The sequence below is a fragment of the Rhizobium sp. CB3060 genome, from assembly GCF_025200735.1.
GTDB lineage: Bacteria > Pseudomonadota > Alphaproteobacteria > Rhizobiales > Rhizobiaceae > Rhizobium.
The window spans coordinates 455,660-476,506 of sequence record NZ_CP104160.1 but is presented as its reverse complement, the minus strand read 5'-3'; the positions used below and the strand labels follow the sequence as shown (position 1 = coordinate 476,506).

Sequence of the window (20,847 nt, the reverse complement as noted above, 5' to 3'; positions counted from 1 at the left end):
CTGACGTGGCCTACTTTTGCGCGCCGGAGAACAGCCAGACACTTTCAGGCGGGATTTGGGCCCACACCTTTCCAGTTGGCATCCGTTTCGTTCCATGCGCCTTCGCCACGAAATCACCGCGCCGCAGCCGGTATTCCCAACGATCTCCAAGGTAGATGCTGTCATCGAGGTCCATCTCGATACCATCGTTTAAAGGAGTATCGGCAACCTTGATCTGTTCAACACGAATGACAGCTCGCGCATCCTGCGCCGCTCCAAGGCCTGACATTTCGCGCACCGTTCCATTGAGCGCCCAGCCGTCACCGCCGATCACGGCAGCCTTGCCATCGACGGTATGAACCTTGCCTTTGACGATGTTGTTAGCGCCCAGGAAGTCCGCCGAATAGAAGCTGTTCGGGTTGGAGTAAATCTCCTGCGGACCGCCTTGCTGAACGATACGGCCGTCCTGCAGCAGGAGAATGTTGTCGGCCGCAGCCAAGGCTTCGCTTTGGTCATGCGTAACGAGGATTGCACAGATTTCCAGATCGAGGATCAGCTTACGAATCCAGTAGCGAGCCTCTTCGCGCAGCTTGGCGTCCAGATTGGACAGCGGTTCGTCAAGCAAAAGAACGCGCGGTTCGTAGACCAGGGCGCGGCAGATCGCGACGCGCTGCTGCTGACCGCCGGACAACTGCGACGGATACCGGTCCGCGAGGTGGCCGAGACCGAGGCGCTCAAGGATCGCTTGAACCCTGATGCCGATCTCGGTCGGATTGATGCCGCGCAGTTTCAGACCATAACCGACGTTTTCCTTGACGGTGCGGTGTGGCCAGAGCGCGTAAGATTGGAACACAAGGCCGATGTTGCGCTGTTCAGGCGGCAAAATTAGCTTCTTTTCGCCATCGAGTACAGTCTTCCCGCCAATTACGATTGTCCCGATCTCGGGCTGTTCGAGACCAGCGATGCAGCGAAGCAGGGTGGTTTTCCCACTGCCAGAGGCTCCCAGGAGCGCAACGATGCTTCCACGCTCCGCGGTAAAGGATGCACCCTTGAGGATTTGCAGGCCGCCCAGCCATTTCTGGACATTGTTTACAACGAGTTCAGTCATGGATTTTTGCTCCAAGTCGCAGGGCAAGGGCAAGGCCCGCACCTGTCAGGACGATGCTGATGAGAGAAAGTGCGGCAATGGTATTCATCGCGCCGGTCTGCAGCAGCGAAACCATGAGCGAACCGATGACTTCGGTGCCAGCGCCCATGAGATAAACACCTGTCGCGTACTCACGCAGGAAGATGATCATGATGAGAGCCCACGCGCCTGCAAGGCCGGGACGAACGATGGGGATTACGACGTCTTTCCACGTCCGGCCAATCGTCGCACCCGTCGTGCGAGCGGATTCTTCGAGTTCAGGAGCGACCTGCAGCAGCGTGCCTTGAAGGAGACGTAGTCCATAGGACAAGCCAACGACAACGTAGGCGACGAACAGGCTGACGAGGGTCGGACGCAGCGGCGTCAGGAATGGCACGAACAGAAAGACCCAGAAGAATGCCAGGCCGACGACGAGACCTGGAAGTGCTCGCGGCAGGAGGACGATGTAATCCAGAACCGTGTTCGACATGCCCCAGTTGCGGTGACCAGCCAGTCCAACGAGCAGGTAGATGAACACCGCAAGAGCGCCGCCGCCGACCGACAGAAGGATCGTGTTGACGATGCCGTTCTTAAGCGCCGGAACGTCCATCAAGTGGGCGAAGTTTGCCAGTGTGAACTGGTCAAAAAGGTTGACGCCTTCGCCCCATGCATCGACGAACGCACGGACAACGATCCCACCGATAGGCAGGACGACCGAGATGAACAGCCACAGCCCGATGATGGCAAGTGCGATGGCCTGTCCACTGGTGCCGAGCTTAAGGGTGGCAACGCGGGCACCCTTACCACCAAGAGCGGCATAACGCCGGGCGTTGCGCAGCAGTCGGCGCTGGATCGCAACGAGCGGCAGCGTGATGAGCACCAGGACGACGGCGACAACCGCCATCAGCTGGTAGGTCGGAGTGCCGAACAAGGTGGTGAGCTTGTATATGTAGGTCGTCAGGACCATGATGCCGTTCGGATCACCCAGGACGAGCGGAATGCCAAAGGTCTCAAAGCCGAGCAGGATGTTCAGGGCAACCGCGAAGATCAGCGACGGAAGTACCATTGGCAGAGTTACGTCCCGGGACACGCGCCATACCGATGCACCAGTCGTGCGAGCGGCTTCTTCGAGGTCCGACGGCAAATTGCGCATTGCAGCCGATACGTAAAGATAGACGTTCGGAACGTGGCTGAGCCCCGCGATTAGGATCATCCCCGAGAGGCTGTAGATATTCCACGGGACGAAGCCGATCAGATCACGAATGAAGATCGAGACAAAGCCTGCGGGACCGACCGAAACGGTGTAGCCGAACGCCAGAACGATAGACGAAATGAACATTGGCACGAGCACCAGAATCTCAAGTATGCGCTTGAAACGAATGTCCGTGCGAGTGATCAGGAAAGCCAGCACCCCGCCGAGAGGAACGGCGATGGCGACCAGGCCGAACGAAAATACGGCGGTAGTGCCCAGAGCCCGGTAAAAGGCTTTGTCCGTGAAAACATAGCGATAGGCATCGAAGCCAAAGCGGGCGCGAGCGCTGAAGAACGGTGCACTGAGGAAGCTCTGATACACGATCAGGCCGACAGGGGCGAGAACGGCAACGGCAAGGAGAGTGATTACGACAACGCGGTAAGCGTTAGCATTTCCCACCCGTGGCATTTTCGGCGGATATTTCTTTTCGGCTGGCGCTGACTTTGTGGTGGCCGCAAGTGCGCTCGGAGCCTGTGCGTGTGTAGACATTGTTGCCTCTCAACTGATCTGAGAGGCTGCGGCGCGAGCGCGCCGCAGCCGATGGGCATTAGCGACCGAGCGCGGCCTTCCAGTCGTTAAGAAACTGGACGCGCTTCATTTGATCCATGTATTCCAGAACGCCTTCGTCCACAGCGATTGGCTTCAAACCACCGCCGACACGCGCGTTCAGGGTCTTGATGTTCAGACCAGCTGTGACATCCTCGCGGACCGACGGCAGGCCGCTTTCAGAAAGGAGAGACTGGCCTTCGGCCGACAGCATGAAGTCAATGAAGAGCTTCGCGGCATTCGGATGCGGAGCTTCCTTCGTCTTCATGATAAGGCGGGAGAAGGCTGGCGTGTAATCGGTGGCGAAGTGAACACCGAGGTTCGGGCTTTCCTTGGCCCACTTAAGGGCATAGGAACCGATGATGTTGATCGCGATGACGTTCTCGCCGGAAACCACGGTTTCCTTCATGCCGCCCGAGCTGGAGTAGATCTTGGCACCATCATCGCCCATTGCCTTGGCGAGGTCCCAAAAGTCCTTGCGGTTGCGCGCATCGTTAGAATGATGCAGGAAGCCCGAGCCGCTCTTTTCCGGATCGAAGGTGGCAACTTTGCCCTGAAGTGTGGACTTGTTGTCCTTCAGGAAGGTGATCATATCGGCGTAGGTCTTCGGAAGCTTGTCTTCCGTCAGTGCCTTGGTGTTGAAGATCACGCCGATTGGCTCGACCGTCGTTGCGTAAAGCACGTTCTTGTAGTTTGCCCAGCTCGGGAGCTTGCCAGCTTCAGGGGAAGCGTACTCGTCGGCGTAGCCGTCCTGTACGAGCGTCATCTGCAGGTCCATTGCGGAACTCCACACCACGTCTGCCGTGGTTTGACCTGCTGCAGCTTCTGAAATGACCTGGTTATATGCACCGTTGGTACCAAGGTCGTTGTAGGCGATCTTGATGCCATATTTTTTCGTAAATGCGTCCTGAAGCTTCTGCGACTGTTCAGAGTCGGTCGAGGTGTAGACTGAAACGGCGCCTTCCTTCTTGGCAGCTTCGATGATGGCGCTGTAATCGGCCGGATATCCGGCGGGGACTTCCTGGGCGAAAGCCGCGGAAGTGAGGAGGGACAGCACAGCAGCCGTCGCGAGCCCTTTCGGGCCGATAAAAGAGTTCATTTGTTCTTCTCCCAAAGATGCGCCCGAGCAATCTCCTCCGGGCGGGCGAACCCGAGGGCGCACCGTGCGTCCCCGGGAAATCCAAACTGGCCAGCCAGAGGCCAGAAAGCCAATTGCTGCTAAGCGTTGGCGACCTTCTTGGCGGAACCTCCGTTGTTCACCGCCTGCGCGACGAACCTGCCGAACGTGTCGGTGTTCGTGTTGCCGCCGAGATCGCGGGTGCGCTTGGCCGGATCAGCGAGAACTTCATCCACGGCACGCTCGATCTCAGCGCCTGCAGCTTCGAAATGCGGAAGCTTCCGCTGTTCGCCGAGCCAGCTGAGCATCATTGCTGTGGAAAGGATGAGCGACGTCGGGTTGGCAATATTCTGACCCTGGATGTCCGGGGCGGAACCATGCTGCGCCTGGGCGCATACAAGGCCAAGTTCAGCATTGGCATTGATGGAGCCGGCAAGGCCAAGACTGCCCGAAAGTTCGCTGGCGAGATCCGACAGGATGTCAGCGTAGAAGTTCGTGGTCACGATAACGTCGAAGCGCGAAGGATCGCGAACGAGGTGTGCGGCCATAGCGTCGATGATGAAATCGTTGACCTTCACTTCAGGGAAGTCCTGGGCAACCTTGCGGACCTGCTCCAGGAACAAACCGTCGGTCAGGATGAAGTTGTTTGCCTTATGGACTGCGGTTACGCGCTTGTCGCGCTTCATTGCGAGCACGAAAGCCTGACGAGCAATACGCTCACATGCCTTCGCCGTGATCTTGCGAACAGAGAGCGCGACATCGTCGGTGGGCATGAATTCGCCGGTCCCCTTGACCATGTTACGGTCCGGGTAGAAGCCTTCGGTCGCCTCGCGCATGATGACGAGGTCCATGGTTTTCGAATTGTTCAGGAACGAGCGGGAACGAGCGGGGCGGACGTTTGCATAAAGATCAAGCTTGACGCGGTAACCGGCGGAGACGTTCACCCCGCCCTTGTCGCGTGCGGGGTAGTCCATGTGCGACTGCGGACCAAGGATGATACCGTCAGCTTTGCGAGCACGCTCCAGAACCTCATCGCGCAGGGTGGTGCCGTATTTTTCCAAGCTCGTGAAGCCAGTGTCTTCGAATTCATACTCCAACCCGAGACCAAAGGCTTTATCGGTGGCCTTCAGCACTTCCAACGTTGCAGCAGTGATTTCCGGGCCAATGCCGTCGCACTCTGTGACCGAAATTTTCATGTGATCTAATCTCCCTAGAAGGCGAAAGCATTTTCCGCCGCTCATCACCACGGCCTGATATTGGCTTTTTACGTATTAAAATGCAAATCTGTTTTGGAGAAAGCAATTATTTTCTACGACCGCGACGCAAATGCAGGCGGGTGAGAACCGATTTTCCCGCCAACGGATTGCCAGGAGATTCGATTTCTTCGAAAAACCAATCTCTGCTGCTGAACGGTGGCACAAACAGACGCATTATTGGTTTTTTAAATATCCAAATGCAAAGATTTGCCGGTTATTTGCCCCAGCGGAGGAGTTTTGATGTCATTCTTGAAGAACAGCAGCATCGGGCTAAAAATTCTGGCCATCACGGCCGGTATCAGCGTGCTCGCGGCCGGCAGCCTCGCTTACACGTCACTACGCTTTGGGCAGGCGGATGATCGCTATATTCGGTTTGTCAACTCTGAGGGAAAGGCAAACACCGATGTGGTGGCAGCCGCGCGTCACATGCAGTCGGTTGCTTATCGTGCCTATCAGCTCACCGCTTATTCGCCAGACGCCAAGGATTTCGACGATGTGGCGAGCAGCTATGACAAAAACGCACAGAGGATGTTTGACCGCCTCAATGCTGCAATTGCTGCGTACCCGGACGCAAGACCGGAACTGGAAGCGTTTCTGGCAAAAGCGACCGCGATAAAGGTTGGTCTCGACAAGGCCATTGTTGCTGCCAAAGGCAACCGCGACATGAACGCCTTGGCGGTTCTCGGGGCTGTTGACCCGAAGATTGACGAACTGGCTACGAGCCTTCGAGAGTGGAATGAAAAAATGGAAAAGCAGGTTGCCGACGGCATTCGCGACCTCTCGCAAGCGAACCATTCTACCATTCGCCAGAGCGCTACTCTGCTAGCACTCGCTATCGCTTTGGCAATCGCAGCCTCAACGGCACTGGCGACCTTCGGAATCTTGAGGCCTATCGCGCGGCTGCGGCAGCAGATGATGCGGCTTGCTCAAGGAGACCTTAGCATTGACATGGAAGAAGCGGCTCGCGGCGACGAAGTGGGCAAGATGGCAAAGAGTGTCATCACCTTCAAGGAGAATGCAATACATCGCTTGAGACTGGAGAAAGAGGCAGAGGAGACGGATCGCGCAAACGAAGAGGCCCAGCGTAGCCGTGCTGCCGACAAGGCTCGACACGATGCGGAGACCGACTTCGCCGTAAATACCCTGGCAACTGCACTCAACGCGCTCGCGACCGGCGACGTCACGTACCGAATTTCAACGCCCTTTGCCGGGAACTTCGACCGAATCCGGCAGGATTTCAACTCAAGCGTCGAAAAGCTGGAGTACACGCTGAGCGCCGTCTCGGTTAATGTTCGTTCCATCTCGGCAAGCGCAGCTGAGATTCGCTCTGCTGCCGATGACCTTGCCGAGCGCACCGAACAGCAGGCCGCTTCTGTCGAAGAGACGGCCGCCGCTCTTGAGCAGATCACGACCACGACACGCGATGCGACGCTGCGAGCGCAAGAGGCAGAGGACCTGGTTCGAAAAACGCACCAGGCAGCTCAAACATCGGGTGCAGTCGTTGGCGAGGCTGTCAGCGCGATGCAGGCCATTGCCACCTCATCGGGCGAGATCAACAACATCATCGGAGTGATCGACGATATCGCGTTCCAGACCAACCTACTTGCACTGAACGCAGGGGTGGAAGCGGCGAGAGCCGGGGAAGCTGGAAAGGGGTTCGCCGTTGTCGCACAGGAGGTCCGCGAATTGGCGCAGCGGTCCGCACAGGCGGCGAGGGAAATCAAATCGCTTATCACGACGTCCGGGGAGCAGGTCAAATCCGGTGTCGATCTGGTCGGACGGACGGGCAAAGCCCTTCAGGAAATTGTCAGTCACGTCGAAGAGATCAACAACCGGGTAGAATCCATCAACACAGCGGCGCGAGAACAAGTCATCGGCTTGCACGAGATCAATGGCGCGATCATCACAATCGATCAGGCGACGCAGCGAAACGCTGCGATGGTTGAGGAATCGACCGCTGCCAGCCACGGCCTTGCCAGCGATATCGCCGAGCTAAATCAGCTCCTGCGGCAATTCATCATCTCTTCCGATAATCATACCTCGGCTTCCTATTCGCGAGCAGCGTAATGCTGCTATTGGGAGAGTGGTTATCGTTTCCTCAAGTTTATTTGCTCGTTTAAGTGCTGAAATCGAATTGCTGCTCATGGAATTCCATTTAAGCCAAAAAAAGGCCGCTTGGTCTTGAGCAGATGGCTAATCCCGATGAAAGCGCTGCATAAGCGCTATCAATTGTCGACCGCGGCGGGCCTGAAAAGTTCAGCCTGCCTCACTCCTGCAACCTCTTGTGACCAGAGCAAGGGCGACTTTCGCGTCAGTGCTCCGCCCAGATGCCTGCGCATGGCGTAAGAGGCTTCGACAATTTCACCGCGTTCGAGGAGGGACAGGATTGCGAGGTGATCCTCGCACTGAACGTGCAATCGTTCGCGATCGACGTTTGAGCGATATTCCAGGAGGCGTCGCATCCGGTTCACTCGAACCAACGAAAGGTGGAAGAACGGATTACCGCTCATCTTGATCAGCTCTTCATGAAACAACGACCCGTTATAGAGCAGCCTCTCGGCCGGTAGCGTACGAATATCGGTTTCGAGCATCCGGGACTGTATGCGACGTTGCTCATCGATGATCTTCCGGTCCAAGGCGAATGTTGGTTCAAGCATCGCGGCAGGTTCGATAAGCATTCGGAAGCGATAAATCTGTTCGAAGGCTTCAGCCGTTTTCGCGACCGGCAGAAACCGCCAGCCGTAACCCTGCTTTCGTTCCGCCCATCCTTCTCTGGCAGCACGCATCAGAATGTCGCTGACCTGCGCCTTCGTGAAGCCATATCGGTCACGAAGCATTTGTTCGGTGACATCGGCAGGAATGCGATCCGTCAGCCAATCTTCCGCCAGGCGGTGGTAATCGCTCATCGTCTCTTGCAGCTGGTCGCCCGGAGCTTCGGCGGGCTCATCGATCACCTTCGTCGATACGAAAAAGCCGCGATTAGGCTTTTGCTCAAGGAAGCCCTGTTCGAAGAGCACCTGCATGGCCTCACGGACGGGGGAACGCGAAACACCGAATTTGTCAGCCAAGCCCTGAGTGCTCAGGTGATCGTCTGGCTTCAAATCACCGGACCGGATCAGTTGGCTGATCTCTTTCGCAATGTTTGCGGTCAACTGGCTACTGTTTCGCATCCTGGCGCACTCATGGGTCTGAATCGTCTTCGCCTAAGTTAAGGCCTGATTGAGCGGAACGCAAAGGTGAGACCCCATCCCTGTGACAATCAGGGTGCAACATCCGCATGGCTCATTTCGTTTTGGTCGTATGCGGCGCGAATGGTGCCGTCGGCCTTCATTTCATCCATCATTCGAATGGCTGCATCCAGCGCATGGACATTTGCCGGAGGCACCACAATGGCCGTACCGGCCTCATGGAAATGGCCTTGAACGGCGTGACAGCCGTCTAAACCGGAAAGCATGCTGATAATGGACTCTTTGCCCAGAGCAATCGCGTCTAGTTCGCCGCCTTTGAATTTAGCCATCGCTTCATCGAGCGAGCCGTATCCGACGATGTCGGTATTTCTCAACGTCCTCTCGGCGCTTCGCAGCGTCGCCGTCCCCGCGACACCAGCAACCCGGACACCCTCCTGATCAACGTCCTGCACTGTTTTGAAGGCGTCCTTTCGAGCAAGATAGGTGCTCACGCCAAGGTAATAGCTGGGGCCAACGCCAAGCACTTTTCGGCGTTGATCATCAACGGGGACGAACGATAGGGTCCATGATCCGTCATCGGCATTGGACACGATGTCGCCTGAGCTGGAGAATTCGATGAGTTCGAGCGGAAGGCCGGTGCGTTGTGCGATTTGCCTTGCAAGGATTATCGTGACCCCTCTTGCTTGCCCCGATATCTCGTCGCGAACACACCAGACCGCCGAGGCGGCGGGTCCAACCGCTACGGCAACCTTCAGCACGCCATTCGGGGCCAGTTCAGATTTTTCACTCGGCGAGAGTTCAAATGCATTCACAGACATAGAATCGTTCCGTTGCGTGTTTCTCCAACAGCCAGTATTGCATTTGTGTCATTGAAAATGCAAATCAAGGTGATTTTCATCGAAGGAGCGCCATGTCGACTTGGTCCCCATCCCAATATCTAAAGTTCGAAGACCATCGGACGCGTCCGGCAATTGACCTTTTGGCACGCGTTGTCGCAAATATTGTTGGGTCCGTGACAGACATAGGCTGCGGACCAGGCAATTCCACGGAGCTGCTCATCGACCGTTTCGGTTCGGCTGCAATTGCGGGTATGGATTCATCACTCAAGATGGTCGAAGCTGCCAAGAAGCGCTTGCCCGACTGCGATTTTCAGCTGGGCGATATCGGGCAGTGGCAACCGAAAGTGCCGCAGGACCTGCTATTCGCGAACGCCGTCCTTCAGTGGGTTCCAAACCACGATGAGCTTTTTCCGAAATTGCTGTCATTCCTTAAGCCTGGCGGGACGCTTGCCTTGCAGATGCCGGATAATCTAGAGGAGCCGACACATGTTGGCATGCGCACGGTAGCAGGGGACAAGCGTTGGTCTGATGCGTTGAAGGATGCCGACGGCGAGCGGACCTCGATCCTTTCGGTTTTGGACTACTGGTCCATTCTTAAACCGCATGCATCAAGCGTGGACATATGGCGTACCACTTACTACCACCCGCTTCGGGGACTGAACGGGATTGTCGAGTGGTTCAAGGGAACCGGTCTTCTCCCTTACCTTAGCCGGCTGAACGAAGCACAGCAGGTGGAATACCTTACTGCATACGAGGAAGAGCTTTCGAAGCATTACGCAGTCATGGATGATGGTACGGTCCTTCTGCCGTTTCCTCGTCTCTTCATTGTTGCGCGCCGGTAATTAAACTAAAGATCGCGCCGCGACGTCGGGACCGCAGCTCATTGGGGCAATGAAAGCCCCGAATTCATCGAGTGCGGCGTCGGCCAACTGCGCTGGAAGGCTTTGCGGTCTTCGCCGCACCCACCGTTGCCCGACCTGTAGACAAGTCTGGTCGCCAAGGGAATGGTGAAAAGCAACAGATGCGCTGGGGTTGAGGAGGGGGCTACAACTTCCTAATTCACTCGACCATGCGCAAGGCCGATTGGTCGGGTAAGTTCCGTGCCATCTCGGCAGCGACCTTGACAACCGTGGCCGCCTTTGCAGCAACGGTCGCCTTTTCGGCGGGAACATAACCGGCGCCGATCGCGACGTTCAAAGAGATGTAGTCGAGCGCGCTCTGCTGAACGGCCTCAGCGAGGCTTTCCTGCGCGTCAGAAACGGAACGCTGCGCGTCGAGAACGTCAAGCAGCGAGGAGGCGCCGTCCTTGTAGCTTACTGTCGAAAGGTCGAGGGCCTCCTGATAGGACTTCACCTGTGCCCGCAGTGCGGCAACCGTCTGAGCATCGCGACTGACGGCCGACAGGGCGTTTTCGACCTGTTCGACACCAGACAGCACGGTCTGCTTCCAGACGATGTACTGTTCGCGGCTGGTGGATTCGGCGTTCTTGACGTTGGCGCGCAACGCGCCGCCATCGAAGATCGGCAGCGACAGGCTCGGTCCGAACGACCAGGTCGTCAGGCTGCCGCTGATGGACTTCGTGTGAATGTAGGACGGCGAAATCGAACCGCCGAGTGTGATGGTCGGAAAGAGCTGGGCCTCTGCCACGCCGATCTGAGCGGTCGCAGCGGCAAGGTTACGCTCGGCGACACGGATGTCGGGCCGGTTGCGGATGAGGTCGGCCGGGATGCCCGTATCGACGCGGCCGCGGAATACCGGCTGGCCACCGCCGCCCTGCAACTGGGCGATAATGGTCGCCGACGGTACGTTGAGTAGGGTCGCGATATGATGCACCGCCTGACGGTAGCTGATTTCGAGGCCTGGAATTTCAGACAGCGTCGAGTTGACGAGACCTTCGGCCTGGACGACGTCGAGGCGGGAAACGGCGCCGGCATCGAGCTGGAACTTGGTGAGTTCAAGCGTTTCGCGGCGAGACTTCAGGTTGTCCCGTGCGATCGAGACGCGGGCCTGATAGTAGCGGACGTTGACGTAGCTGTTTGCCAGATCCTGCAGATAGGTCAGGCGAGCCACGTCAACGTTGGAATAGGCCGCATCCAGCGATGCGTTGGCGCTTTCCTTGGCGCGACGGTATTGGCCCCACAGGTCGAGCAGCCACGAAGCCGTGACATCGCCGCCGGTGGTGTTTTCCGTTTCCCTCTTGTTGCGCTGGCTGCCCTTTTCGCCGCTGGTCGTATTACCGCCTGACAGGAGGAGGCTCGGCATTCCGCCGGCGGCGGCCGAGACGACCTGCGCCTGCGCCTGATTGATGCGTTCCAGCGCCTGCTGGATATTGAGGTTTTCTGCAAGTCCCTGCTCAACCAAGCCGTTGAGCTTCCTATCGCCGAAGGCGGTCCACCATTGTGAACTCGAGACGTCGCCGTTGATCTTCGTACCGCCCTCCGAGAACTTGGCCGCGAGCGGCATTTCCGGTGGCTTATGATCGGGGCCGCTGACGCAACCTGCCAGAAGCAGCAGCAGGGCGGGGGCGGCAGTACGAATGGATACCATCACATTACCTACAATTGAATTACATGATCACTGTCTAAGGGGAAACGTGACACTCGGCGCTTCGATGACCACGCTCCCTAACTTGCAGCGTCATCGTTTTTTGCACGCTTGATAACGGCACGCGACTGATTGGAAAAATTAATTGTTCAGATCACACTGATCTACGTCATGGATTACAGCGCGGGTTCGTTTCGACTGCGTTTGAAATTCGCCTCCGCATTTGAACTCGAAAGCGCAGGACGAAGCCAATCTTATACTCACGTGGATCCATGTTGATTTTGCCAAGGGCTCCAAGTCGCGCCAGTACTTGAAAAATCTTCCACATGGATTGCGTAGAATGCAAAAGGCGGGGCAGAAGCCGCAATAAGGAAAGCTGCGGATGAACTGGCGCGGCTCATAGATCTTTCTCCGTTTGCGCGGGGTTTCCGAATGAGCCAAGCATTTTTCGTGCCGAAGCGGAAATCCCCGGGCGAAAGCAAGACTGAGAGTAAGCTTGTTGCCGGCAACGTATGCAAACAAACAGTCGAGCCAAACGCCTCGTTGAGCTAGGATCGGCGTGCGGCACGCGATTGATGGAGATGAAAACCCCAATCGAAAACACTCCCGCATTTCCCACCGCCCTTGTCATCTGCCGGTGCGACGCTCAAAAGTCATCCCAACTAAGCGGTCCAACGCCTTCTACTTCAACAGCGTGTTTATTAGGGAACCGGGCACACCCACCTACATCCCGGCGCCAAGCAAGTTGGTGAAGACTGATGAAATGCCAACAACGCAGTCGCTAATGGCACGTCGCCTTGTCCGATATCGGACAATGCTGAACACATCAGCAGGTTCGATTAGACCTATTTTTTTAAAATCAAAAGGAATTTTCGTCCGGCACGCATATTGCCTGAGATCCTCTGCTGATGGGTTCAACTCACGCGGAGATCTCTAGATGCCAGTAGAAGACACTACGTCGCCAGGCCGTTCTAACGCAGGGCGTTCCAGCTCCAGAACGACGCTTTCTCCAGAAAGCAACATCAAGGATGCCCAATGACTCGTACTAGGATGGAGTCGTGCATTCGTGCATTTGCCCTAAGCTTGGCTGCGTTGCAGAGCCTGATAACCTGGGAAGCGGCGGTCGGGGCTCCGCTAGGCCAATCCGATATCAGCGACTTCTTGCTGAACAATGGCTTGGAAGTGGTCGTCATACCCGATCACCGCGTGCCGATCGTCACGCATATGGTGCTTTATAAGGCCGGAAGTGCCGATGAGCCACCCGGCAACTCCGGCATCGCTCATTTCTTGGAGCATCTGATGTTCAAAGGTACGAAAAGGCACTCGGCTGGCACATTCGATACACAGGTGGCGGAGATCGGCGGTGAGGAGAACGCCTTCACTTGGTCCGACTACACCGCCTATTTTCAAACTGTCACGCCAGCGGCGCTCGAAACGATGATGGAATTCGAAGCTGACCGGATGCGCAATCTCGTACTCACCGATGCGGTGATCGCGCCCGAGCGCGATGTCATACTCGAGGAGCGGCGCTCCCGCGTCGAAGCCGATCCCGAGGAACTTCTAGAGGAGGAGACGCAAGCGACCCTCTATCAGAACCATCCTTACGGCCGTCCGGTGATCGGCTGGATGCACGAGATGGAAGGGCTCAATCGCGCAGACGCAGTAGGGTTCTACGATCGCTACTATGCGCCGAATAACGCCGTGTTGGTCGTGGCAGGCGACGTGAGCGCCGCGACTGTGCGCAAGATGGCGGAGGAAACATACGGGGCTGTACCGCGCGGCTCGGACCTTCCTCCGCGCATTAGGCCGCAAGAACCAGAACAGAACACCAAACGGACGGTCGTGCTCACCGACTCTCGGGTGACTGTGCCGAGCTTCGAAGAGTCCTGGGTGGCGCCGTCTTACAGGACGGCCAAGCCGGGCGACGCGGAGGCCCTTGATCTTCTGGCAGAAGTTCTAGGCGGAGGAATGCGCAGCCGAGCCTATCAAGAATTAGTGGTGAAACAAGGAATAGCCTCCTCGGCCGGCGCCTATTTCCAGGGAACGTCGCTCGATCCATCCAGCTTCACAATTTACGGCTCGTCGCGAGGCGAGGGGAAGATCGAGGCGGTGAAAGACGCCATTGACGCCGAAGTTCGGAAAATCATACGAGCCGGCGTTTCCGATGTGGAGCTCACGAGGGCCAAAAGTCGCCTTGTGCGCTCGATGATCTTCGCACGCGACAATCCCTCGACAATGGCCATCGTCTACGGGGCTGCCGTTGCGACCGGCGGTACTGTCAAGGACGTGCAGGAATGGCAGGAGAGAGTCCGCGCGGTAACGACGACGCAGGTGCAGGCAGTTGCCGAGAAATATCTTAACTCAGACCGATCGGTGACAGGATATCTGCTGCCGCGCGAGAACACCTCTTCAGGAGATTAAAAAGTCGATGATGACATTCAACGGATTACCGCTCGGAGCAGCCAAGCCGCTATTGTTCGTGCTGGTATTGCTGGGCATTGCTGCGTCGACGCCTGCGCGTGCGGCCATGGCTATCCAGGAGGTCAGGACAGCGAGTGGGATCAAGGCGTGGCTGGTGGAAGATTATTCAGTTCCGATTGTCACCATTCGTTTCGCGTTCCGAGGAGGTGGCAGCACCCAAGACCCAGCCGGCAAGGAAGGCCTCGTCAACCTCATGACAGGCTTGTTCGACGAAGGGGGCGGCGACCTTGACAGCAATACATTTCAGGAACAGCTGGACGATGCTGGCGCTGAGATGCGATTCAGCGCCAGCCGCGATACAATCTACGGCTCCATGCGTGCGCTTGCCGACAAGAAGGATAGTGCGTTCGATCTTCTTCGACTGGCCATCGAACAGCCGCGCTTCGATCAAGCGCCCGTCGATCGCATCCGCGCTCAGATCGTCTCCGGTATCTTGGCGGAAGCCAAAGATCCAGAGATGGCGGCACAGGTCGCATGGGCGAAGGCGATCTACGGTGATCATCCGTATTCGAAGCAGGAAGAGGGCACCGAGCAATCCTTGGCCGCTGTCCAGATCTCAGATCTCAAGGCGTTTCATAAGCGGCTTTTCACCCGCGGTAACCTTGTCATCGCCGTGGCGGGAGCAATCGATGCAGGCGCACTCAAGCGCGATCTGGATCAGATATTCGGCGAGTTGCCGGCCGAACCATACCTAACGCCAGTCATCGAAACCGAACCAAAGCTGGGGCAGGAAATTCGCATTGCCTTTGACTTGCCTCAGGTCCAGTTACGCCTAGCCTACCCAGGGATCAGCCGCCAGGACCCACAGTTCTTCGCAGCCTATCTTATGAACCAAACCTTGGGGGGTGGGGCGTTCACGTCCAGGCTCTGGAACGAAGTGCGCGAGAAGCGAGGGTTCGCCTATGGCATCGGATCTACCCTCGTGACAAATGCACATTCCGCGGCGCTCGCAGTCGAAACCAGAACCCGCCCGGATCGGGCGGCAGAAACGCTTTGCCTCATTCAAGCCGAAGTGAGCCAGATGGCAAAGGACGGCGTCAGCGAAAAAGAACTCGAAACTGCAAAGAAAAATACGATCGGCAGTTTTGCGATCAATAACCTCAACTCATCGAGCGGAATTGCCGGAACTTTAGTCGAAATCCAGTTGGACGATCTCGGAATCGATTATATTGAGCGGCGGGAACAGCTGATCCAGGCAGTGACCCGTGACGACGTCCGCTCCGCCGCGAGGCGGCTTCTCTCCGCCGACCCTGCCGTCATGATTGTCGGACCGCCGCTCGAAGGGCACAAAAAATGATGGTCTATGGAGAAAGATGGAGATAGATGCTGCCGGGGCGCATCCGGCAGCGGAGCCACTTCATTGATTGGCCAAGGTCACCTTATGGTCGAACTACCGGGAACAACCAGTTGTGTTCCCATTGATGACGGCAATATTCGGATCGTTGAAGACGAGATTGGCAATACCCGCCGCGGCCACCCTTGAGGCTGCGTTATTATTTTTGCCATTAAAAATTGCGCCACTTGCAATGCTCCAGTGACCGGCTGGGTTGTTGTCGAAATAGATCTGCCAAGGAAACACTCGTGGTTGATCGACGGTGAAGGCACCGACCGCTATATCCGCATTTCCGATGAGAGAGTGGTGACCTGGTGCCGGCGGTGGGTCGATGTTGCCTAGATCGATCTTGACGATGCACTGGAAGGTAGACAGTGCCGCTCTTGCGGCCGCGTCATCTACATAATGGAAGAAAGACAAGCTTGGAGTAGCGCCACTCACTCCAAAATTCTTTTCGTCCCAGATCACATGACGGAAAGGATTGGCTACCACTCCGCGATAGACGGAATAGGCGCTGGCCGGACTTTCTAAAGTGAGGACTGCCAGGATTGCCAATACGGTTGCGATGACGCAATGGCGTCGCTTGTTGCTGTTCATAACGGTTCCTTTCACGATAATTGGTAGACGCTCGGCGGTTAACCAAGAGGCAGACCGCTGCGTTCTGCCGGATCGGGTAGGCGTTGGAGCGGAAGCCCCGCCCTTCGCCTTTTGAGGTGTTCTGAGAGCACAAATGCTGGTCGCCTCCAGAACTGGATTAAGCCCGGGTTGATGCCGTTGGTGTGAGGGAAGGGTGCTCTCAACCCGTTGCGGTTCGAAGGCGGTGCTCCAGGCTGGAGTTGCGGCCGACCTGGGTGACGGCGGCTTATCAGCCGCCGTCAGTCCGTGATCAGGAAATCCTGATCAGATTTTCGATGTCGAGGACCGCCGTCCGAGACGTGAGCGAGCCACCATAGGTGACCTCGACGGCTTTGGTCACATCTTGGATGTCCATCACGTCGCCCGTCTCATAATTACCGAAGACAACCCAGTAATTCGGGTGTGGGGTAAAGACGGCCGTCATGTTGGGAGCCGCCTGGACGGCAAAGGTACCCGAGCCTGACATGCCGATACCGACGGACGTTTTGTCAGGTTCGACAGTGGACAACTGCTGGATGGTGAGCGAACCGAGTGCGCCCCCGCCGCTTTGCTTGCCGAAGGTTGTCGCACTATACTGATCCTTTGTCAGCTGGATCAGGTTCTGGCGATCCGGATCGGCAGGCACGGTCTGATTAGCCGAAAAATTGATGCCAGGCTGCAGTAGGCCGGTTTCCGACCAGACGAAACTATAGTCGATGCCCCATGTAAACGCTACTCGACTTCCCGGTGCGGTCGCACGGGCGAACCAGGCGAGCGAAAACACGTCGCCCGGAATCGTGGTCGGCGGGGCTTTCTGGAACACCGCGAAGCTTCCATGAAGCTGCGAGTTATTGATGCAGGTCAGGGAATATTTCATTTGCAGTTCCTTTCGTTTGAGTATTGCCCGGTGCTTAGGGTGTGACCGGCACCACCCGGGGCTGGTACGGTGCCGGTCTATCCCTCGCCGCGAGTGAAGGAAAAGCGGAGAGGGGCTACCCGGCTCGCGACGTGAGGCCGGGAAGGTCGGTCGGTTCAGGCGCTTTGGACGATCAGGTTGTCCGGCCCACGGTGATTTGTGTGCTGGCCGCACGATTGCTGCTTTCCGAACCCTTTATGAAACAGATGTTCGTTGCGCGGCCCATGTCCGATTGATCGGAGTTTTGGAACCGGAAGGGCCTGCCAAAAATCAAAAGCAGCCGTCGACGACAGGTCAGGTTCAGGGCTGAGCGAGCCCAGGCTTTCAGGATCGCCTAAGGATCGGCGCAAGTCCGGCGGTCAGGCCGATAAAACCGTACATCGAGGTTTCCGAAGCGAAAGTCACGTGCATGTTTTCCTTCCGGACAAAGAAGACGGTGCCGTTACTCAAGGGCACTGTCACGCTATCGCCCAGCGAAACCCTGGTCTTCTGCGCATCGACGAGCGCCTTGCCACGAAAATTCAGCAGGGTCAGCGCGCCGCTTTCGCCCATCCGGTTGAGGATCTGAGGCGGACGTCTGCGTGCTGGGGCCGAGATAAGGGCCGGGATGATCTGCGTCTGTCTCAAGTGCGAGGCTTTTCAGTTTCGGCGGAAAGACGCTGAAATACCGTGTGCCCGGCGCGCTCGACCTGACAGTCAGGCTTAAGTTGATTTCGATTGCCCCAGGTGCGTTGCCCGGCGTGTGGGTGATTGCAGTCGCTTTAGACATTGATCCGCTTCCTTTCAGAAGGTTGTCTGGTTGTCCTTTTGAGTTGAGATGATCCTAGGTGGTCCACCCGGGGGTGTCTGTGGGCTGGCGTTCCAAAGACTTGGACCAGCGTCCCGACGTTCGCAGCAAGACGTCAGCTGCTGCCCAGTCCGGTCAGCCAACGTGCGAACGAGGCGCCGGCCTGCGGCGGCAACAATGTGCCCAGCCCTGGTCCCTCGCCCATCCGCGCGGCGATCCGGGCAGCTCTCGGAGAAAGTCCAAAGGTTCGGCGAAACAGACGGCTAAAATGGGCCTCGTCTGCGAAGCCCATTTCATAGGCAATGTCGGCGATGCGGCGGTCAGCATGGCGCGGATCGCAAACAACGAGCAGGCAGCGTCTGAGACGGCGGCGACGGATATAGGTCTTAACACCGCCCTCCGTCTCAAATTGGCGATAGAGTTGGCTGCGGGAAACGCCCAAGTCCCGGGTCAACCCGGTCGGACTCAAGTCACGACGATGCAGGTTTTCCTCGATATGGCGGCGCAGTCTGCGTCCAAGGTTGCCCCTTGCGTCCCTTGACGTAACCGCAGAACCCGGTCCCAGCGATGATGCGATGAGATCAGGCACGGAGGCCCCGAGAGCGAGCAACTCGCCGGCGGACAGGCTGCATGCGGCCTCGCACAAGGCTTCTAGGAACTTGCGCAGAATTATCCCCATCGCGGCATCCTTGGTAAGGATCCGGCCGGGAATCGGCTGTACAGGCGCGACTGCCGATGGAAGCAAGGTGCGCGGAAGGATTAAGTGCATCGTCTCTGCCGCTTTCATGGCAAAAGCCATTGGCGCCGAGAGATCCAGCACGGCCACGTCGCCCGGACATAGCCTCCGGGCAGCAGGGGGGGCCAGCGTGACAGCGCCACGCAGCAGGCAGGAAATGACAATGTGGTCGATGTCATCATGTGCAAGGCGCGCCGGCGTCCGCCGATATCGCCCGCCATCGACAACGCTCCGGCAAAGCAGAAACGTGCCGAAGTGATGGACTATGAGACTGGCCTCGAACCCGCCGGATGGCGATGTATCCGGCAGGAAACTGTCGAAAAGTACAATGAGAAGAGAACGCCATGCCTCAAAGGGAAAGCGATTACCCGCCGTGGCAAAATGAAAGCTCGGGACTGCACTTTCTCCGCTCGTCGCAGAGGTGAGTTCGTCCGATGTATGCACAGGTCTCTCCCCAAACGGAAGAGGCATAGTTGCAGCTAACGATTTGATTTTGCAAACGTATAAACATATTCAGTTTATAAATTTTAGATATTTCTTTATTAATGGCGCGGTGATCCGCAGGACCGTTGCGCCGCAGACCGTCGCCGTGAGACGGTGACAAATCGTCATGGGAATAGGTCTATAATTCTGCTCCTGGGGAACTTTGTTTAAACGCGAAGCCTTCCGCAGCATCGACAGCGTGCGATAAGGCATTGGCATGTCCTTTGTTTCAACACTTATCGAAGAAGGCATGGATCTTCAGCGGACGGCTGGTCAAATAGAGGAGTGAACGCAACGCCGCCGATATGCCCCATAGTGCAAGTCTTTTGAAGACTAACTTTCATGCTGCGCAAACTCAAATCGTACTCGGAATAGCTGCTCTTCTCCTGGGGCGAGGTCGACATTATAGTCCCGCTCGTCAAACGGGATGCGTCTGCCCTCCATGTCACCGTGACCCGTACATGGTTCCAACGCGAGGAAGTCTTGCTGTGGGAGAGACCATACAACCCAGTGACGTGCATCTGGCGCGTCAATTCTAATGGTGGCCTTTTCCCCAACAAGCGACAGCCATTTGCTGTTTGCATTCAAAAAACAAAGGGCTTCATTTTCGAAAAGGCTTTCATTTAGATGAAGGTACCGCCCGTGGAGTGAAATTTTCCGTTGACTACTTTGAATGAGACCCTCGGAAGATATGCATGGGACGAGAGGGGATTCCAATTTCTCGAATTGCAGCCGCCATGTATCTTTGCGCGCAGCCGATAACGGCCATCTAAATCCCGGATGTATTCCGATCGAATAAGGCAAGAACGAACTATCGGAGGTGTTTTTTACGGAAATATCGATGTTCAGTCGACTATCTACAATTTTATACGTAATTCTCAAAATAAAACAAAATGGATACATTGTTTTCGTGAATTCATCGTCAGATGTCTCTAAAGTCACCTCGCTTTCTGAGACGGAAACCACGTCAAATTCCTGCATGCTGATGAAGCCGTGAACAGGCATCGGATAAAATTGCCCTTTTATTTCGACAAGCGAAGACTCACTCCATCCGCATGAAGGAAACATCAGAGGGCAAGCTTGGTTCCAACCTGGGGGGCGCCGCGACCAGAGGAGGTCGTTTGCACCGACCTGCCATCCAATTAGCTCTGCTCCTTTTCGGTTGACAATTGCCTGTGCAATACCGGAACGAATAGCGACAGCGTCATGCATGAATGTTGTTACCTTAAAACCTTCAGAATCGTCGGACGGGCAATCCTGGCCTTCTACAATCGCGCAATTAGGTAGCAACTGCCACCAGACCCGGAGCCGTCTGAGCGCATAGGATCGCCGCGATCCTATGGAGGGGTTGCTTAATGGTCATAGTCATGGCCGAAAAGTCATGCATGTCGATTTTCCTGGCGGTTGATTTATCCCCTAATTACGTTGTCGACACTCCCGACCACAAGCCTATGTTCTTGTCACTCTCTTGTTGAGAACCCTCTGAGGTTCATTACCGCAAGTGCGCGGGCGGCCGGGGAGTCTAAAGAAATGATTGCACCCTAGCTCCCTATGGGAGCTTTTGTGTTTCTGCGCTTTGCTAAATAAGCCCGCCAAGGTTTCGATCCCCATAGGCGCGACCCCGACCCGCGACTGGTTGGGTAGTATCT

Annotated in this window: 16 protein-coding genes; 4 read left to right on the top strand and 12 right to left on the bottom strand. The window is 56.6% G+C overall.

What is annotated here, in order from left to right; translation table 11 throughout:
• Positions 1–10: 10 nt before the first annotated feature.
• The 4 genes from N2601_RS31820 to N2601_RS31805 form a co-directional block, all read right to left on the bottom strand.
• Positions 11–1,087 carry an ABC transporter ATP-binding protein gene (locus N2601_RS31820; RefSeq protein ID WP_260305479.1) on the bottom strand — a complete coding sequence of 359 codons (1,077 nt, stop codon included), beginning with the start codon at positions 1,085–1,087 and terminating at the stop codon, positions 11–13.
• Positions 1,080–2,846, bottom strand: a complete 1,767-nt coding sequence (locus N2601_RS31815) for an ABC transporter permease (protein WP_260305478.1) — start codon at positions 2,844–2,846, stop codon at positions 1,080–1,082. The genes N2601_RS31820 and N2601_RS31815 overlap by 8 nt, the downstream gene beginning before the upstream one ends.
• A 58-nt stretch (positions 2,847–2,904) precedes the next feature.
• Entirely contained in the window at positions 2,905–4,002 is a 1,098-nt protein-coding gene (locus N2601_RS31810) for an ABC transporter substrate-binding protein (RefSeq protein WP_260305477.1), read from the bottom strand.
• 119 nt (positions 4,003–4,121) lie between these two features.
• Positions 4,122–5,216: an isocitrate/isopropylmalate dehydrogenase family protein gene (locus N2601_RS31805; protein ID WP_260305476.1), complete on the bottom strand. Its 1,095-nt coding sequence runs from the start codon at positions 5,214–5,216 to the stop codon at positions 4,122–4,124.
• Between the two features lie 300 nt (positions 5,217–5,516).
• On the opposite strand from N2601_RS31805, the gene N2601_RS31800 reads away from it, so the two are divergent.
• Complete coding sequence (locus tag N2601_RS31800) at positions 5,517–7,343, top strand: methyl-accepting chemotaxis protein (RefSeq protein WP_311319469.1); 1,827 nt, start codon at positions 5,517–5,519, stop codon at positions 7,341–7,343.
• A 158-nt stretch (positions 7,344–7,501) separates the two neighbouring features.
• On the opposite strand, the gene N2601_RS31795 is transcribed toward N2601_RS31800, so the two are convergent.
• Together N2601_RS31795 and N2601_RS31790 are read right to left on the bottom strand one after the other, a co-directional pair.
• Positions 7,502–8,446 (bottom strand): GntR family transcriptional regulator, encoded by a 945-nt coding sequence (locus tag N2601_RS31795; protein WP_260305475.1) that lies wholly within the window; start codon positions 8,444–8,446, stop codon positions 7,502–7,504.
• 89 nt (positions 8,447–8,535) lie between these two features.
• Entirely contained in the window at positions 8,536–9,282 is a 747-nt protein-coding gene (locus tag N2601_RS31790; protein ID WP_260305474.1) for a transporter substrate-binding domain-containing protein, read from the bottom strand.
• Between the two features lie 92 nt (positions 9,283–9,374).
• On the opposite strand from N2601_RS31790, the gene tam reads away from it, so the two are divergent.
• Positions 9,375–10,145: a trans-aconitate 2-methyltransferase gene (gene tam / locus N2601_RS31785; RefSeq protein WP_260305473.1), complete on the top strand. Its 771-nt coding sequence runs from the start codon at positions 9,375–9,377 to the stop codon at positions 10,143–10,145.
• Between the two features lie 217 nt (positions 10,146–10,362).
• Here the strand turns inward: tam and N2601_RS31780 are convergent, their stop codons facing one another.
• Entirely contained in the window at positions 10,363–11,850 is a 1,488-nt protein-coding gene (locus N2601_RS31780; RefSeq protein WP_260305472.1) for an efflux transporter outer membrane subunit, read from the bottom strand.
• A gap of 1,032 nt (positions 11,851–12,882) precedes the next feature.
• Here N2601_RS31780 and N2601_RS31775 point away from each other — a divergent pair.
• Entirely contained in the window at positions 12,883–14,268 is a 1,386-nt protein-coding gene (locus N2601_RS31775) for a M16 family metallopeptidase (RefSeq protein ID WP_260305471.1), read from the top strand.
• 7 nt (positions 14,269–14,275) lie between these two features.
• Positions 14,276–15,625: a M16 family metallopeptidase gene (locus N2601_RS31770; RefSeq protein ID WP_260305470.1), complete on the top strand. Its 1,350-nt coding sequence runs from the start codon at positions 14,276–14,278 to the stop codon at positions 15,623–15,625.
• Positions 15,626–15,718: 93 nt separating this feature from the next.
• Here the strand turns inward: N2601_RS31770 and N2601_RS31765 are convergent, their stop codons facing one another.
• The 5 genes from N2601_RS31765 to N2601_RS31745 all read right to left on the bottom strand — a co-directional run bounded on the left by N2601_RS31765 (position 15,719) and on the right by N2601_RS31745 (position 20,410).
• Positions 15,719–16,258 carry a hypothetical protein gene (locus N2601_RS31765; RefSeq protein WP_260305469.1) on the bottom strand — a complete coding sequence of 180 codons (540 nt, stop codon included), beginning with the start codon at positions 16,256–16,258 and terminating at the stop codon, positions 15,719–15,721.
• Positions 16,259–16,547: 289 nt separating this feature from the next.
• On the bottom strand, positions 16,548–17,153 hold the full coding sequence (locus tag N2601_RS31760) for a protein rhiA (protein ID WP_260305468.1): 606 nt from the start codon (positions 17,151–17,153) through the stop codon (positions 16,548–16,550).
• Positions 17,154–17,516: 363 nt separating this feature from the next.
• Positions 17,517–17,819 carry a hypothetical protein gene (locus tag N2601_RS31755; RefSeq protein ID WP_260305467.1) on the bottom strand — a complete coding sequence of 101 codons (303 nt, stop codon included), beginning with the start codon at positions 17,817–17,819 and terminating at the stop codon, positions 17,517–17,519.
• A gap of 275 nt (positions 17,820–18,094) precedes the next feature.
• Complete coding sequence (locus N2601_RS31750; RefSeq protein ID WP_260305466.1) at positions 18,095–18,799, bottom strand: helix-turn-helix domain-containing protein; 705 nt, start codon at positions 18,797–18,799, stop codon at positions 18,095–18,097.
• Between the two features lie 732 nt (positions 18,800–19,531).
• Positions 19,532–20,410, bottom strand: a complete 879-nt coding sequence (locus tag N2601_RS31745; RefSeq protein WP_260305465.1) for an aldose epimerase family protein — start codon at positions 20,408–20,410, stop codon at positions 19,532–19,534.
• Positions 20,411–20,847 lie beyond the last annotated feature (437 nt).

Excerpts from the sequence above, each read along its gene's own strand:
- N2601_RS31820 (WP_260305479.1), bottom strand. The coding sequence starts at position 1,087 with ATGACTGAACTCGTTGTAAACAATGTCCAGAAATGGCTGGGCGGCCTG.
- N2601_RS31815 (WP_260305478.1), bottom strand. The coding sequence starts at position 2,846 with ATGTCTACACACGCACAGGCTCCGAGCGCACTTGCGGCCACCACAAAG.
- N2601_RS31810 (WP_260305477.1), bottom strand. The coding sequence starts at position 4,002 with ATGAACTCTTTTATCGGCCCGAAAGGGCTCGCGACGGCTGCTGTGCTG.
- N2601_RS31805 (WP_260305476.1), bottom strand. The coding sequence starts at position 5,216 with ATGAAAATTTCGGTCACAGAGTGCGACGGCATTGGCCCGGAAATCACT.
- N2601_RS31800 (WP_311319469.1), top strand. The coding sequence starts at position 5,517 with ATGTCATTCTTGAAGAACAGCAGCATCGGGCTAAAAATTCTGGCCATC.
- N2601_RS31795 (WP_260305475.1), bottom strand. The coding sequence starts at position 8,446 with ATGCGAAACAGTAGCCAGTTGACCGCAAACATTGCGAAAGAGATCAGC.
- N2601_RS31790 (WP_260305474.1), bottom strand. The coding sequence starts at position 9,282 with ATGTCTGTGAATGCATTTGAACTCTCGCCGAGTGAAAAATCTGAACTG.
- tam (WP_260305473.1), top strand. The coding sequence starts at position 9,375 with ATGTCGACTTGGTCCCCATCCCAATATCTAAAGTTCGAAGACCATCGG.
- N2601_RS31780 (WP_260305472.1), bottom strand. The coding sequence starts at position 11,850 with ATGGTATCCATTCGTACTGCCGCCCCCGCCCTGCTGCTGCTTCTGGCA.
- N2601_RS31775 (WP_260305471.1), top strand. The coding sequence starts at position 12,883 with ATGACTCGTACTAGGATGGAGTCGTGCATTCGTGCATTTGCCCTAAGC.
- N2601_RS31770 (WP_260305470.1), top strand. The coding sequence starts at position 14,276 with ATGATGACATTCAACGGATTACCGCTCGGAGCAGCCAAGCCGCTATTG.
- N2601_RS31765 (WP_260305469.1), bottom strand. The coding sequence starts at position 16,258 with ATGAACAGCAACAAGCGACGCCATTGCGTCATCGCAACCGTATTGGCA.
- N2601_RS31760 (WP_260305468.1), bottom strand. The coding sequence starts at position 17,153 with ATGAAATATTCCCTGACCTGCATCAATAACTCGCAGCTTCATGGAAGC.
- N2601_RS31745 (WP_260305465.1), bottom strand. The coding sequence starts at position 20,410 with ATGCATGACGCTGTCGCTATTCGTTCCGGTATTGCACAGGCAATTGTC.